Below are 15596 nucleotides of genomic sequence, written 5' to 3'. Positions count from 1 at the left end.
CTAAGAGCCCGCCCGCCGGTGCTCAATGACTGAAACTGACAAGTTATTGATCCAAATGCACAGCGCCCCTTGGCAAGCGGGTGCATGGGCCCTACCCTAGTCGGCGAACCCCGCACTCGGTCTGTTGTCTGTTGCCCCATGCGTAAACTTCTAGCTTTTACCGTCACCATGGCCCTGGTTGCCGCCATCGCCGCGTATCTGGTCTGGACCCAGGAGCGCCCCGTGGCGCATTACCTGTCGGACCTGCGCATCACCCTCGCCGTCAACGAAGGCCTGCCTGCCGACCGCGGCAACTTGCTGGGCATCCAGCCTGAGCTGTTTCCCGCCGACTACCAGAGCCTGGAACGCCTGCACCTGAAGCTCGCGGCCTACCTGCAAAAAGCCCGTGACCAGGGGCTGATCAACGACAAGACCATCGTGGTGCTGCCGGAACACATCGGCACGTGGCTGATGCTCACCGGCGAAAAGAACGAGGTGTACCAGGCCCTGCACGTGAAGGATGCGATGAACTGGCTGTCCGTCAGCAACCCCGTGCTGTTCCTGCGCGCCTGGATCAGCGCCACCGGCGACAGCCGCACCGACGACGCCTACCTGCGCATGAAGGCCAAGGGCATGGCCCGCGACTATCAGTTGCTGTTCGGCGGCCTGGCCAAGGAATTTGGCGTGACCCTGGTGGCCGGGTCCATCACCCTGCCCAACCCCAGTGTCAGCCAGGGGCAACTGCAGATCGGCTCGGGCGCGCTCTATAACGCCAGCGTGGTCTTCAATGCTGACGGCCTGCCGCTTGGCGATCCGCAGCGCCAGCTCTACCCGATCTACGATGAACGCGGTTTTATCCAACCGGGTGACGAAAACGTCGTCAGCGTGGTCGACACCCCGGCCGGCCGCCTCGGTGTGCTGGTCGGCAGTGACAGCTGGTACCCGGACAACTACCGCAAGCTCAACGAGCAAGGCGCGCAACTGATCGCGGTGCCCGCCTTTGTGCTCGGCCGCGATACCTGGGATCGCCCATGGCGCGGCTTCAAAAGCGTGTCGACGCCGACCGAAATCAGCCTCAAGCCCGAAGAGCTCAGCGAAGGTGAGGCGTGGCGTCGCCTCACGCTGATCAGCCAGTCGCCCGTCAGCCATGCCACGGCCGGCATGAGCGTATTCCTGCGCGGGCAGTTCTGGGACCTGGGCACCGCCGGCCACAGCTTTCTCAGCAACAACGGGCAGATCAACGCCGACGGCGAGGCCCGTGGCGCACGCCTGTTGAATATCTGGCTGTGAAACCGGTCCGGCTGGGGGATCTGTCGGTGGGCTTCGTGCACACCCTGGCAGACGCCATCCACAGTCACGGCCTCGACCCCCAGCCGCTGCTGCTGCAATACGGCCTGGACCCGGCGCGTCTCGCCGAGGCCGGCGCACGCTTGTCGATTCCACGCTACATGCGCCTGGGCCACGCGGCCATCCAGCTCACCGGCGACCCCGCCCTGGGCCTGCGCATGGGCCAGCTCAGCCGCCTGAGCCAGGCCGGGCTGGCCGGGGTCACCGCCGCCCAGGCGCCCAACGTGCGCGAGGCCGCCCGCACGCTGACACGCTTCGAGGCGTTGTACGGCTCCAACTATCGCGGGCAATCGAGCTTTCACGAAGACGCCGAAGGCGCCTGGCTGCGCTTCTATTCCATCAGCCCGTACAACGCCTATAACCGCTTTGTGGTGGACTCGATCATCGCCGGCTGGCTGCACCAATTGTCGGGCCTGGCCCAGCAACCGGTGCAGGCGCAGAAGGTCGAGATCGAATTCGAAGCGCCCGACTACAGCGAGCAATACAGCATGCTGGGCGACAGTCCGATCCAGTTTGGGGCCGAGGTCAATCAACTGCGCTTGAGCCAACCGACCCTGGCGCTGCGCAATCCACAGCACTGCCCGAGTACCTGGCAACTGTTGCTGCAATTGTGTGAACGCGAACTGGAGCAGTTGACCCGCACCCGCAGCCTGCGCGAGCGCATTACCCGTTTGCTCGGGCCGATGCTCAATGGCGGCCGGGAACCCGACCTGGAAGAAGTGGCGGCACGCTTGAAGCTGCCAACCTGGACGCTACGCCGCAAACTGGCCGAAGAAGGCACTCAGTTTCGCGCGATTCTCAACGATACCCGTCGCGACTTGGCCATGACCTACATTCGCGATACGGAACTGGCGTTCGGCGAAATCGCCTACTTGCTCGGTTTTGCCTCGGCCCAGGCGTTTCAACGCGCCTTCAGGCGGTGGAACAACCAGACCCCAGGGGAATTTCGCCGCAGTCAGCGGCATTCCGCCTGAAGTCGGTCTTACAGCTCTGTTGCATCGTCTGCGGGTTCCAGCGGGTCCAACTCAATCGCGTGGTACTCGAGCAGTTCTTCCTGGTAATCGTCCATCGTGGACTCCTTGTTTGATTGAAAAGCGGCTGCAGATAAATGACCTGCACTGCCAGCCTAAAGTGCCGTGATGACGAAAAAAAGTCGATGCGATGACGTTCCTGCACGTGCAGATTAAACGTAGCAGCGTCGGGCTGATTTAGCACCTCGTCGTTGAGGTGCGATTGCAATCATTGCAAATGCAATCATATTTCCAGTAGGGTACGAGCCTCTGTTGCCAGGAGCCTTGCCCCATGCCCGTCTCTACCGCCAACGCCGCGCAGTTGTGCATCAATGCGCTGACCACGACCGAACATGCGCGCAGCTCACCGCTGTATGCCGTGATGACCATGGCCAACACCCTGGAATTGAGTCGCCAGGCCTGGGTGATCCGTGGCCAGTCGCGCTCCCGGCGCGTCAGTAATTGGCCGAGTTGGTTCGCGCGCAACACCGGGGAAAAGCCGCTGTTGTACCTGCACAGCGCCATGTCATCGGCGCAGCTCAGTGCGCTGTCGGACGAGACCGCGCAGCGCGGCATCTTGTGCAACGACATCGAGAACCAGCCCTCGCCCTGGCCCCGGGGCGCGCAACCTTCGCTGCCGTTGTGGCTGGCCACCAACCCGCGCTGCACCCCGTATGACCCGGCCTCGGGCGACGAAGCGCGGGCGATTGTGCTGGCGGGGTTGCGCGCGTTGTACGTCGACGGCCAGCCGGGGTTCTATTACCTGGCCCTGCACGACCATGAATGCGCGGTGCCGATGGCGGAGCAGGCGCGTGAGGATGCGCTCAAGGGCATGTACCCGATCCGGCGTGAAGGCGCGGATGTGCGCCTGCTCGGTGCGGGCCATGCATTGGAAGCGGTGGTGCAGGCCGCGCGCCTGCTGGAGCAGGACTGGAACATCAGCGCACAGCTCTGGAGTTGCCCCAGCTACACACGGCTGGCCCGCGAGGCAGCGGCCGCCGAACGCTGGAATCGTCTGCATCCGGGCGCGCCCAAACGCAGCTGTCACTTGCGTGACTGCCTGGCGGGAAGTCGCGCGCCGGTGGTTGCCGTCACCGGCTATCCGCAAGCGATTGTCGATCAGTTAAGGGCGCATGTGGATGCACGCTTCGTCGCGTTGGGCGCGGGGTCGGTGCAGGCGGCGGCGCCGAGTCAGTATTGGATAGTGGTATCGGCGCTCAGGGCGTTGGCGGATGAAGGGCGGATCGACGCGCTGCACGTACAGGCCGCGATGAATCGCTATGCATTGAAATGCGCTTGACGGCAGGCCGGCACCTACACGGTTTCTGCGTGGGGCTTCAGGTTTTGCGGCGACTGCGGGTCTGGACGCCGGCGCCCATCGCCAGCCCGGCAGTGCGTTCCAGTGCGTCGGCGAAGGCCTGGCGCTGCTCCGGCTCGATCTGCGACAGGAATAACTCGTCCACCGTGCTTTCGTAGATCGTCCACATTTTTTTGCGCAAGATCCGGCCGGCGTCGGTGATCGAGGCAAACGCCGCGCGGCCATCACCGTCGGAGCGCGAACGCAGCACCAGGCCGTCCTTTTCCAGGCGGTCCACCAGGCGAGTGAGGTTGTAGCGCTCGATGGCCAGCACGTCGGCCAATTCGTGCATGCGGCGGGTACCGTCGGGGCCGCTTTCCAGGCCCCACAGCGCGTCGTACCAGGCATAGGGCGGCAGGTCGGCCGCGGCCAGGCGGCGCTCGATTTCACGGATGACCGTCCTGTGGGCCCTGACAAAGCGGAACCAGACATCAGGCTCTTTCGACGACATGCAACACCATCCGGGGAATTTCAAGAAGGTTGCAATAGTAGCTCATCCCGCGCTAGATTCGGCCATGTAGTTGCAATTGCAATTACTTTTGACGGCACTCCCACAAGGAGACCGCCACTTGAAATCCGCCTACCCTGGAGCCTCCCATGACCCCGAACAACGCAGTCCGCCGCGATGACGATCCACAGGAAACCCGCGAGTGGCTGGAGTCCATCGAATCGGTGCTGTCCACCGAAGGCCGCCCGCGCGCCCACTACCTGATCGATCAATTGCTGGATTTCGACGTGGCGCGGCATGGCGACTTCTACGGGCGCGTCACCACGCCCTACGTCAACACCATCCCGGTGGACCGCCAGTTGCCCTACCCCGGCAACCTCGCCATTGAGCGACGCACCAATGCGTTTATCCGCTGGAACGCCATGGCCATGGTGTTGCGTGCAGGCAAACACTCAGGTGTGGGTGGGCATATCGCGACTTATGCGTCGGCCGCCGTGCTGTACGACGTAGGCTTTGACCACTTCTTCCGTGGCCGTACCGACACCTTCGACGGCGACCTCGTGTATATCCAGGGCCATTCCTCACCGGGCATCTACGGGCGCGCTTACCTCGAAGGCCGTATCAGCGAAGCCCAGCTGGACAATTTCCGCCGCGAGGCGGGTGGCGACGGTATTTCGTCCTACCCTCACCCGCGGCTGATGCCGGACTTCTGGCAATTCCCCACCGTGTCCATGGGACTTGGGCCGATCACTTCGGCCTACCAGGCGCGCTTCATGCGCTACCTGGAACTGCGTGGCCTCAAGCAGCACCAGGGCCGCAAGGTGTGGGCATTCCTCGGTGATGGCGAAATGGACCAGCCGGAATCCCTGGCCGCCATCTCCCTGGCCGGTCGCGAGAAACTCGACAACCTGATCTTCGTGGTCAACTGCAACCTGCAGCGCCTCGACGGCCCCGTGCGTGGCAATGCCAAGGTGATCCAGGAGTTCGAAAGCCTGTACCGCGCCGCCGGCTGGAACGTGATCAAGGTGATCTGGGGCGGCGGCTGGGACGCGTTGCTGGAAAAAGACCAGAGCGGCCTGCTGCGCCAACGCATGATGGAATGCGTGGACGGCGACTATCAGAACTACAAGTCGCAGAACGGTGCCTACGTGCGCGAACACTTCTTCGGCAAATACCCGGAATTGCTCGCACTGGTTGCGGATATGTCCGACGACGAAATCTGGAAACTCTCACGCGGCGGCCATGACCCGGACAAGGTCTACAACGCCTATGCGGCAGCCGTTCGCCACACGGGACGCCCGACGGTGATCCTGGCGAAAACCGTCAAGGGCTTCGGCATGGGCGAAGCCGGCGAAGGCCAGAACATCAACCACCAGCTGAAAAAAATGGGCGCCGACGCCGTCAAGGCCTTCCGCGACCGTTTCGACCTGGACGTGGCTGACGATCAACTCGACGCAATCCCCTACCTCAAGCCGGCCGCCGACAGCGCGGAAGCACGCTACTTCGCGGCACGGCGCCAGGCGTTGGGCGGCTACGTGCCAGCGCGGCACGCGGCGGTCCAAGCGTTGCAGATCCCCGAACTGAGCGCCTTCGCCACCCAGCTCAAGGACACCGGTGACCGCGCGATCTCCACCACCATGGCCTTCGTGCGCATCCTCGGCACCCTGCTCAAGGACCCGCACCTGGGCAAGCTGGTCGTGCCTATCGTGCCGGACGAGTCACGCACCTTTGGCATGGAAAGCCTGTTCCGCCAGATCGGCATCCACTCGGCCGTCGGCCAGCTCTACACGCCACAGGACGCCGGGCAACTGAGCTACTACAAGGAGAGCAAGGACGGACAGATCATGCAGGAAGGCCTGAATGAATCCGGCGCTATTTCCTCATGGATCGCGGCGAGTACGTCCTACAGCAACCACGGCCTGATGACCGTGCCGTTCTATATTTTCTATTCGATGTTCGGCTTCCAGCGCGTCGGTGACCTGGCGTGGGCTGCTGGCGATGCACGGGCACGCGGCTTCCTGCTCGGCGCCACGGCCGGGCGCACCACGCTGATGGGCGAAGGCTTGCAGCATGACGATGGCCACAGCCACATCCTGTCCTCGGTGATTCCGTGCTGCGTGTCCTACGACCCGACCTTTGCCTACGAGCTGGCGGTGATTATTCGCGAAGGCATGCGGCGCATGTACGTCGAACAGGAGGACATTTACTACTACATCACCCTGCTCAACGAAAACTACCCGCACCCGGCGATGCCGGACGGAGTGGAAGACGGCATTCTAAAAGGCATGTACCGCCTCAGCGGTGACCCCAAAGCCCAGGTGCAGCTGATGGGCAGTGGTTCGATCCTGCGCGAGGTCATCGCCGCCGCCGCCCTGCTCGCCGAGGATTTCGGCGTGCAGAGCGCGGTGTGGAGCGTGACCAGCCTCACCGAATTGCGCCGTGACGGGCACGCGGTTGAACGCTGGAACCTGCTGCATCCGGACAGTGAGCCGCGCGTGAGTTACGTCGAGCAATGCCTGCAAGCGCACACGGGCCCCGTGGTGGTCGCGACGGACTACATGAAGCTGTTCGCCGATCAGATCCGCCCGTTCGTTCCCGCTCGACGCTTTGTCGCGCTGGGCACCGATGGCTTCGGACAATCGGACACCCGGGAAACGTTGCGCGCATTCTTCGAGGTGGACCGGCACTTCATCGCGCTGGCGGCCCTCAAGGCGCTGGCGGATGACGGCGTGATCGGTCGGGACAAGGTCAGTGAAGCGATCAAACGCTACGGGATCAACGTCGACAAGGTCGATCCCGTAGCCGTCTGAGTTACTGCGCGGGCGTCGGCAGAGGAGGAATCGCCTCTGTCGGCGGCGGCAGGTCGGGGGTAGTCGCTGCGGGTGCAGGTTCGGCCTGCGGCGCAATCGGTGCAGCCTCGGGAGCCGGCACCACCGGCTCAGAGGCCGCTGGCGCAGCCGGTTCTTCCTTCGGCGCCTCGACCTTTTCGGCGGCTGGCGGTGTCTTGGGCTCCGGCACACCGAGGTCAGCCTTGGGCTTCTCGGGAATATGCTCGGCCTTCTTCACTTCCTGCGGCAGGAACACGTCCACCAGCGCAAAGTAACGGTCGTAGAACTTCGGCGCAGAGACTGTCTCGCTCGCGACCTTGACCATCGAGTCATCGGTGGAGCCAATTGGCATCGAGACCGACCCCAACACTCCCACACCCAGGCTCGCGGAGTTGTTGACCTTCTTCAGCGCATAGCGATCCTGCAAGGCATTGGCGAACATCGTCGAGTGGTTGTTGCCTTTGCCATCATCGGCGCACACCACGTTGAAGCTGATCTGCAGATGGGTCTCGCCGGTCTGCTGGAAGCTCTTGTTACCGACCACCAGTTTCGGATCGTTGCTGGTGATGATGTAGCCCTGGCTCAGCAAGGCCCGGCGTGCGGCTTCGCAAGCCGCGACATCGGTGACCGGATAATCCCGGGAAAACGTACCGGAGTCGTCGAAATTCTCATGTTCATAAATAGCGGTCTTGGGTGACGAGCAGCCCGCGGCGCCCGCCAACACCAGCGCCAACCCGAGGCTACGCAAGTGAAATGATGTCGACATTGAAAATCCTGAGGAAAACAGTCCGGGCGGTATTGTGCAACAGAACGCGTGCTTGGCGCGCGCATTCCTGTCGGTAAAACGTCACAGGCCTACACGACAGCTGCCGTGGGAAAAAGCCCAGCGCACATATGATCAATAAACACGCGTAATTTCGCCGAGGCATGGCGACTTGATGGCCATAGCATCCAGAAACTGCCCCGGTGTTCGAGGTAGTCATCCAGCACCCGTTGCAGGCGTCCCTGCGCCACGGCCTGGTTGACCATGTAGTCCGGCAGGCAGGCTATGCCCAGGCCCTCGTGCACCACATGGTTGAGCGACTCGATGGTGGTGCTGACCAACGGTGTACGCAAGGTCGGCTCCGCAGTGCCCGGCGCAAGGCGCAGCGGCCAGTGCTCGAGTTTACCGGTGGCGCAGAACTTGTGGCGCAGGCAAGCATGCTCGCTCAGGTGGTGGGGCTGCAGCGGCGTACCATGCTGCTGAAAGTAAGCCGGGGTGCCGACCAGCACCAATTGGTAATGCCCCAGGTGGCGCGCCATCAAGCGCGAATCTTCCGGCTTGCCGGTGCGAATCACCGCATCGAACCCTTCCTCGATCACGTCCACCATGCGGTCGGAAAAATCCACATCCAGCTCGATGTCCGGATAAGCGCGCATGAAGTCGCTGAGCACCGGCATCAGCAGGCCCCGCACTTGCGGCACGCTGATGCGCAGCTTGCCGCGGGGCGTTGCGCTGGCCTCGGTCAGCTCGCGCTCGGCGGCTTCCACCTCGGCAAGAATGCGCCGTGATCGCTCCAGAAACAGCGAGCCTTCGCTGGTCAAGGTGATACTGCGGGTGCTGCGATGAAACAGCCGCACGCCGAGGCGTTCCTCCATGCGTGCAATGCTTTTGCCCACTGCTGAAGAGGACACCCCCAGCACGCGACCGGCGGCGGTGAAACTGCGCGTTTCCGCCACCTGCACGAAAACCGAGAGGCTGCCCAAGCTGTCCATGATCACGCCCTTTTTGATTACGGACGCCTGAGTCCGATAAGTTCGGAACCTTAGCCTGTTTTTCCGACGTGCACAGCCCCCTACTCTGGCGCCTTGCCCTTTTGCATGGATAGAGTTTGATGACCGCACTCACCGATTCCCCACCCGTTACCCAGCGTGACGCACTGCCGCTCGGCGGTTTGCTCGCATTGGCCTCGGCAGGCTTTATCACCATCCTCACCGAAGCCATGCCCGCCGGGCTCCTGCCGCAGATGGGCGAAGGCCTCGGCGTGTCGCCCGCGCTGGTCGGCCAATTGGTCACGCTCTACGCCTTGGGCTCGTTGCTGGCGGCCATCCCGCTCACGCTGCTGACCCGCGGCTGGCGGCGACGGCCATTGCTGCTGATTGCCATCGGCGGCTTTGCCCTGGTCAACAGCGTGACCGCGCTGTCCAGCCATTACGGACTGACGCTGGTAGCGCGTTTTTTTGCCGGGGTCTTCGCCGGGTTGCTCTGGGCACTGCTGGCCGGTTATGCCAGCCGGATGGTTGCCCCGCACCTGCAAGGCCGGGCGATCGCGATCGCGATGCTCGGCGCACCATTGGCCCTGTCCCTGGGCGTACCGGCCGGTACCCTGCTCGGCACGCTAGTCGGCTGGCGCCTGAGTTTTGCGATCATGACCGGGCTGACGCTGGTGTTGCTGGTGTGGGCGCGCTGGCAGCTTCCGGACTTTGCCGGCCAACCCGCACAGCAGCGCCTGGGCCTGCGCCAGGTACTCAGGTTACCCGGCATTCGTCCGGTGCTGTGGGTGACTTTTACCTACGTACTGGCCCACAACATTCTCTACACCTACATCGCTCCACTGTTGGTGCCGGCCGGGATTACCGCCGACGTCGACCGCGTGCTGCTGGTGTTTGGCTTGGCCGCATTGCTGAGCATCTGGCTGGCTGGGGTGCTGATTGACCAGTGGTTGCGCACACTGCTGCTGATCAGTTGTGCGCTGTTTGGCCTGATCGCCGTGGCCCTGGCGTTCTGGATCAACGTCCCCGCCGTCATCTATGTCGCAGTAGCCTTATGGGGCCTGGCGTTCGGCGGACTGCCGGCCTTGCTGCAGACCGCACTCGCGAAGTCAGCGGGAGCGTCGGCGGACGCTGCGCAATCGATGCTGGTGACCGTGTGGAACCTCGGCATAGCCGGCGGCGGCCTGGCCGGCGGCGTATTGCTGCAGGGCTGGGGCGTCTCGGCCTTTGCCTGGGCGGTGGTACTGCTGATGCTGCTGGCCCTGGCCGGCGCCTCACAGGCGGCGCCCCAGCAACTGGCCCGGCCAACCCTCCAGGTTGAAGGTTGAGATTCGCGTATAGCCGCACGACTCATAAAAACCCACCAGGTCACCTGTGCCGCCGGCGTAGCAGTCCACCCGCAGGCGCGTGACACCGGCTGCGCGCGCCTGGTCATCGGCGAATGCCAACAGGCGCCGCCCCAGGCCGCGTACACGGGGGTCGCGCGCGGCGATCAACAATCGCACATACACCTCCGGCTCGGTCGCCGCAGGCACATAAGGCATCGGCTCGCCCAGCACCAGTGCAGCCAGGATCTGCCCCGTGGGAGCCTCTACCACCCAGGCACCCGGCAGTGCGCAGGCTTGCGACACTTGCGCGACTCGACGGGGCGAGGCCGACCAGGGCTCAGTGCCCCATTGATGGTTATTGCCCAGGCGTGCGAACCACTCAATCACCTCGTCAAACACCTGCAGCACCGCAGGAACATCCGCCTCAGTGGCGCGACGGATCACCCAGCCTTCCTGTTCCTGAATCAACACGCGTGAACCTCCTTGCTCGACGATTGCGAACCCCCAGTCTAGCGCACAAAAAAAAGCCCCCGGTCATCGCTGGCCGGGGGCTTTCTTATTCAAACCGCCATCAGTACTTCTTGATGTCGGCCTTGGTTTCCAACTGCTTGCGGTACGCCGCGAAGTCCTGCTGGCCGACACGGGAAGCGAGGAAGCGGCGGTATTGCGCTTTTTCTTCTTCCGATGGGGCTGCGGCTTCATTGACGCCGTTCAAGCGCACGATCACCAGGCTACCGTCAGCCAGGGTCACGGTGGTAAAGGTCGGCTTGTCCTTGGCCGCAGGCTTGGGCATGCGGAACAGGGCTTGCAGCACGGCCGGGTCAATCGCTTCCTGGCTACGGGTAGCCGCTTCAGTGACTTTCCAGGCCTGACCATCGATCGGTTGGTTCAGCGGGGTCTTGCCATCACGCAGGCTGGCGATCAACTCGTCGGCATGCGTCTTGGCAGCGGCGCTGGCGCGCTCCTTGATCATCTGTGCACGGATCGGCGCAGCAACGCTTTCCAGCGGCAGTTGCGCAGGTTTGCGGTGCTCTTTGGCACGCAGCACGATGATGGTTTCCGGGTCGAGTTCGATGGCGCTGCTGTTGGCACCTTCATCCAGGACTTCCGGGCTGAACGCAGCGGTGACCACGGCACGGTTGGCCGCAACGCCTTCGCCACCTTCACGGCCAAACGGCGCGGAGGTGTGCACGGTCAGCTTCAGGTCGGACGCTGGCTGGGCCAGGTCAGAGGCTTCGAATGCCGCATCTTCCAATTGCTTGGTCGCTTCGACAAAACGCTGCTCGACCTGCTGGGTCTTGAGCTCGCGGGTCAGCTTGTCCTTCAGGCTGGCGAACGTCGGCACTTGCGGTGCCTCAACGCCCAACAACTTGATCAAGTGCCAACCGAAGGTGCTGCGCACCGGCGCCGAAACCTGGTCCTTGTTCAACGCGTACAAGGCGGTTTCGAAGTCCGGGTCGTAGACGCCAGGGCCGGCAAAGCCGAGGTCGCCGCCATTGTTGGCCGAACCTGGATCCTGGGAGTACTCCTTGGCCAGGGCTTCGAACGACTCGCCCTTGGCCAGGCGCGCCTGGATTTCCTCGATCTTGGCCTTGGCTTGCGCGTCGGTGACCTTGTCGTTGACTTCAATCAGGATGTGCGCCGCACGACGCTGTTCAGCGAGGTTGGCGGTTTCTTTCTGATAGGCCGCCTGCAACTCCTCGTCCTTGACCGCAACCTGGTCGAAGAAGGACGACTTCTTCAACTCCAGATAGTCGATGACCACCTGGTCCGGGGTCATGAACTCCTTGGCGTGCTGGTCGTAGTAAGCCTTGACCTCGTCGTCGGTGAGTTTCACCGCGCCAGGGTTGGCCTTGATGTTGACGGTGGCGAAATCGCGGGTCTGCTTCTCGAGACGGGCAAAAGCGTTCACCTCGGCGTCGGTCACGAAACCGCTGCCGGCGATGCCTGCACGAACCTGGCCGATGAGCATTTCCTGGGTCAGCATCTGACGGAACTGCAGTCGGCTGTAGCCCAGTTGACGGATCACCTGGTCAAAGCGTTCGGCACTGAACTTGCCGTCCACCTGGAATTCCGGTGTCTGCAGGATGACCTGGTCCAGTGCTGCTTCAGAGAAGCCGAACTTGGAATCAGCCGCGCCTTGCAGCAGCAGCTTGCGATCGATCAGGCCCTTGAGGGCGGCGTCGCGCAGCAGTTTTTCGTCGAGCAGCGAAGCATCGAAATCCTTGCCCAGCTGTTGCATCAGTTGGCGACGTTGCATGTCGACAGCCTGGCTCAGTTCGGTCTGGGTGATTTCTTCACCGTTGACCTTGGCCACGTCCTGCTTGGTGTTGGTCGAAGCCTGAAAAATAGCCTCGATACCGGTGAACGCCATCAAAGCGACGATGATCCCGATAATGGTCTTGGCAATCCAGCCTTGTGAATTGTCCCTGATATTTTGCAGCATGCGTCCCCCAGAAACGGTTGAACTTCAAAAATTGGCAACCGTGGAGCGTGGGTAGAGTCCGGATAGAAGAAAGGCGCATCCGAGGATGCGCCTTCTCGTAACTGGCGGAGCGGACGGGGGTTTGAACCCACACCCCCGGCGTGGCGACCCGATGGATACGTGGGTCAGCTGCCGCTCCGCTGCCAGGCCAGACCTGCGTCCGACCCGGGTAGGCAAAGGCTTGATCGAAGCTTAGTTAACGGCTTCTTTCAGGGCTTTACCGGCTTTGAAACCTGGTTTCTTGGCAGCAGCGATTTGCAGTGCTTTGCCAGTCTGTGGGTTACGGCCAGTGCGAGCTGGGCGGTCAGTCACAGAGAAAGTACCGAAGCCTACCAGTACTACGGAGTCGCCGGCCTTCAGAGCGCCAGTGACGGATTCGATTACTGCATCCAGCGCACGGCCAGCAGCAGCTTTCGGGATATCAGCGGATGCAGCGATAGCATCAATCAGTTCCGACTTGTTCACTCTAAGTCCCCTTATATATCTATTGAGTATGATTCTAAGTTTTTTGGTGAAAGCAAAAACCAGTGCTGAATGGCCTACAGACACTTAAGAGCCGCTTTATAACAAGGGCTCTAAAAAGCTGTCAAGGAAGCCCCCAGGCTTCAACACATTAATGCGTGCTAATTCTTTCCTTGGAATCAGACTCGCGCTTTTCGTCCTTAGCGACTATCTCCGGAGCCACATCCGGCAAGGGCTCCGGCGCGTATTGCAGCGCAATTTGCAGGACCTCGTCAATCCATTTAACCGGTTTAATCTGAAGATCCTGCTTGATGTTGTCAGGAATTTCCTTCAGATCGCGAACATTCTCTTCAGGAATGATCACGGTCTTGATTCCACCCCGGTGCGCAGCGAGTAATTTCTCTTTCAAACCACCGATAGCCAATACCTGGCCACGCAGGGTAATTTCCCCGGTCATGGCGACATCGGCGCGCACCGGAATACCGGTCAATGCCGACACCAGGGCCGTGCACATGCCTACGCCTGCGCTAGGGCCGTCTTTGGGCGTCGCCCCTTCCGGCATGTGGATGTGGGTGTCGTGCTTCTCGTGGAAGTCCAGGGGGATCCCCAGGCTCCTTGCGCGGCTGCGCACCACGGTCTGCGCGGCGGTAATCGATTCGACCATCACATCGCCCAGCGAACCGGTCTTGATCAACTGGCCCTTGCCCGGGATCACTGCTGCTTCAATGGTCAGCAATTCGCCGCCCACCTGGGTCCACGCCAGGCCAGTCACCTGCCCTACCTGGTCCTGCTGCTCGGCCAGGCCGTAGCGGAATTTACGCACACCCAGGAAGTGCTCCAGGGAGTCGGCCGTGACCTTCACCGAGAAGCGTTTTTCCAGCGCATGTTCCTTGACTGCCTTGCGGCAGATCTTCGCAATCTGGCGCTCAAGGCCGCGCACACCGGCCTCGCGAGTGTAGTAACGAACGATGTCGCGGATCGTCTCGACCTCGAATTCGATCTCGCCCTTCTTCAGGCCGTTGGCCGAAATCTGCTTGGGCGCGAGGTATTTGACGGCGATGTTGATCTTCTCGTCTTCGGTGTAACCCGGCAGACGAATCACCTCCATCCGGTCCAGCAGCGCTGGCGGGATATTCATCGAGTTGGAGGTGCACAGGAACATCACGTCGGAAAGGTCGTAGTCGACTTCCAGGTAATGGTCGTTGAAATTGTGGTTCTGCTCGGGGTCGAGCACTTCGAGCAATGCCGAGGCCGGATCGCCGCGCATGTCGCTGCCCATCTTGTCGATTTCATCGAGCAGGAACAGCGGGTTGCGCACGCCCACTTTCGTCATCTTTTGAATCAATCTTCCTGGCATCGAACCGATGTAGGTACGGCGATGACCACGGATTTCCGCTTCGTCACGCACGCCACCGAGGGCCATGCGCACGAATTTGCGGTTGGTGGCATTGGCAATGGACTCGGCCAGGGAGGTTTTACCCACACCAGGCGGCCCTACCAGGCACAGTACCGGGCCACGAATCTTCTTCACGCGCTTTTGCACGGCGAGGTATTCGAGGATGCGCTCTTTGACTTCTTCGAGGCCGTAGTGGTCGGCATCCAGGATGTCCTCGGCGCGCGCCAGGTCCAGGCGTACCTTGGTCTGGGCCTTCCACGGCACCTGCACCAGCCAGTCGATGTAGGAGCGAACCACAGTGGCTTCGGCGGACATCGGCGACATTTGCTTGAGCTTGTTCAGCTCGGCATTGGCCTTGGTCAGCGCGTCTTTCGGCAGGCCGGCGGCATCGATGCGTTTTTTCAGCTCTTCGATTTCGTTGTGGCCTTCCTCGCTGTCGCCGAGTTCCTTCTGAATGGCCTTCATCTGCTCATTCAGGTAGTACTCGCGCTGGCTGCGCTCCATTTGTTTCTTCACGCGACCACGGATGCGCTTCTCAACCTGCAGCAGGTCGATTTCGGCATCCAGCAGCGCCAGCACGTGTTCGACACGGGCCGGCAGGTCGATGATTTCGAGGATGTCCTGCTTCTGCTCGATCTTCAGCGCCATGTGCGCAGCCATGGTGTCGACCAGGCGGCTGGGCTCATCGATGCTGTTAAGCGAAGACAGCACTTCAGCCGGGACTTTCTTGCCCAACTGCACATACTGCTCGAACTGCGAGAGCAGGCTGCGGACGAAGACTTCGGATTCGCGCTCAGGGGCTTCGACTTCGTCGATCAGCGCCACTTCGGCGCGCAGGTGGCCGTCCACCTCCATGAAGCGCTCGACCGCACCGCGTTGCTCGCCTTCGACCAGCACCTTGACGGTGCCATCGGGCAGTTTGAGCAGTTGCAGTACGGTGGCAATGGTACCGACGCGATACAGGGCATCTTCGCCAGGATCATCATCGGCAGGATTTCTCTGGGCCAACAGCAGGATCTGCTTGTCGCCCGTCATCGCGGCCTCGAGGGCTTCGATAGACTTCTCGCGCCCCACGAACAGCGGGATAACCATGTGCGGATAGACGACGACATCACGCAACGGCAGGAGAGGCAATTCGATGGTTGTCTTCATGATTTCGCCTCTATGACAGTTGAAAAGTAAGCTTGAAACCAAGATGGGGGCT

General features: G+C 62.0%; 12 protein-coding genes. 5 read left to right on the top strand and 7 right to left on the bottom strand.

All coding sequences use genetic code 11. The annotated features are described in order from the left end of the window. Positions 1 to 138 precede the first annotated feature (138 nt). The 3 genes from C9990_RS11515 (at position 139) to C9990_RS11505 (ending at position 3636) form a co-directional block, all read left to right on the top strand. Complete coding sequence (locus tag C9990_RS11515; RefSeq protein ID WP_065901143.1) at positions 139 to 1269, top strand: carbon-nitrogen hydrolase family protein; 1131 nt, start codon at positions 139 to 141, stop codon at positions 1267 to 1269. After that, positions 1266 to 2300, top strand: coding sequence for an AraC family transcriptional regulator (locus C9990_RS11510; RefSeq protein ID WP_065901145.1), 1035 nt, complete (start codon positions 1266 to 1268; stop codon positions 2298 to 2300). The genes C9990_RS11515 and C9990_RS11510 overlap by 4 nt, the downstream gene beginning before the upstream one ends. A 328-nt stretch (positions 2301 to 2628) precedes the next feature. Beyond that, positions 2629 to 3636, top strand: coding sequence for a pyruvate dehydrogenase (locus C9990_RS11505; RefSeq protein WP_106803354.1), 1008 nt, complete (start codon positions 2629 to 2631; stop codon positions 3634 to 3636). 37 nt (positions 3637 to 3673) lie between these two features. On the opposite strand, the gene C9990_RS11500 is transcribed toward C9990_RS11505, so the two are convergent. Continuing rightward, positions 3674 to 4144: a MarR family winged helix-turn-helix transcriptional regulator gene (locus C9990_RS11500; protein ID WP_106803353.1), complete on the bottom strand. Its 471-nt coding sequence runs from the start codon at positions 4142 to 4144 to the stop codon at positions 3674 to 3676. A gap of 146 nt (positions 4145 to 4290) precedes the next feature. Between C9990_RS11500 and aceE the strand changes: the two genes are divergently transcribed. Continuing rightward, on the top strand, positions 4291 to 6951 hold the full coding sequence (aceE, locus tag C9990_RS11495; protein WP_106803352.1) for a pyruvate dehydrogenase (acetyl-transferring), homodimeric type: 2661 nt from the start codon (positions 4291 to 4293) through the stop codon (positions 6949 to 6951). Between the two features lies 1 nt (position 6952). Here the strand turns inward: aceE and C9990_RS11490 are convergent, their stop codons facing one another. Further along, positions 6953 to 7735, bottom strand: a complete 783-nt coding sequence (locus tag C9990_RS11490; protein WP_106803351.1) for a DUF2242 domain-containing protein — start codon at positions 7733 to 7735, stop codon at positions 6953 to 6955. A gap of 89 nt (positions 7736 to 7824) precedes the next feature. Beyond that, a complete protein-coding gene (locus C9990_RS11485; protein ID WP_106803350.1) occupies positions 7825 to 8724 on the bottom strand; it encodes a LysR family transcriptional regulator in 900 nt (299 codons plus the stop codon). Between the two features lie 119 nt (positions 8725 to 8843). Between C9990_RS11485 and C9990_RS11480 the strand changes: the two genes are divergently transcribed. Further along, on the top strand, positions 8844 to 10049 hold the full coding sequence (locus C9990_RS11480) for an MFS transporter (RefSeq protein WP_106803349.1): 1206 nt from the start codon (positions 8844 to 8846) through the stop codon (positions 10047 to 10049). Here C9990_RS11480 and C9990_RS11475 read toward each other — a convergent pair. The 4 genes from C9990_RS11475 to lon form a co-directional block, all read right to left on the bottom strand. Next, entirely contained in the window at positions 9996 to 10520 is a 525-nt protein-coding gene (locus C9990_RS11475) for a GNAT family N-acetyltransferase (RefSeq protein WP_256595075.1), read from the bottom strand. The genes C9990_RS11480 and C9990_RS11475 overlap by 54 nt on opposite strands. A 100-nt stretch (positions 10521 to 10620) precedes the next feature. Continuing rightward, on the bottom strand, positions 10621 to 12495 hold the full coding sequence (locus C9990_RS11470) for a SurA N-terminal domain-containing protein (protein WP_065901161.1): 1875 nt from the start codon (positions 12493 to 12495) through the stop codon (positions 10621 to 10623). 231 nt (positions 12496 to 12726) lie between these two features. Next, complete coding sequence (locus C9990_RS11465; protein WP_003174819.1) at positions 12727 to 12999, bottom strand: HU family DNA-binding protein; 273 nt, start codon at positions 12997 to 12999, stop codon at positions 12727 to 12729. Between the two features lie 148 nt (positions 13000 to 13147). Continuing rightward, the gene (gene lon, locus C9990_RS11460) at positions 13148 to 15544 is read right to left on the bottom strand and encodes an endopeptidase La (RefSeq protein ID WP_065901165.1); all 2397 of its coding nucleotides are present in this window, start codon (positions 15542 to 15544) and stop codon (positions 13148 to 13150) included. Between the last annotated feature and the right edge of the window lie 52 nt (positions 15545 to 15596).

The sequence above is a fragment of the Pseudomonas sp. S5D5 genome, from assembly GCF_003013355.1.
GTDB lineage: Bacteria > Pseudomonadota > Gammaproteobacteria > Pseudomonadales > Pseudomonadaceae > Aquipseudomonas > Aquipseudomonas aylmerensis.
The sequence above is the reverse complement of the archived record's forward strand: the minus strand, read 5'-3'. Positions and strand labels throughout refer to the sequence as shown.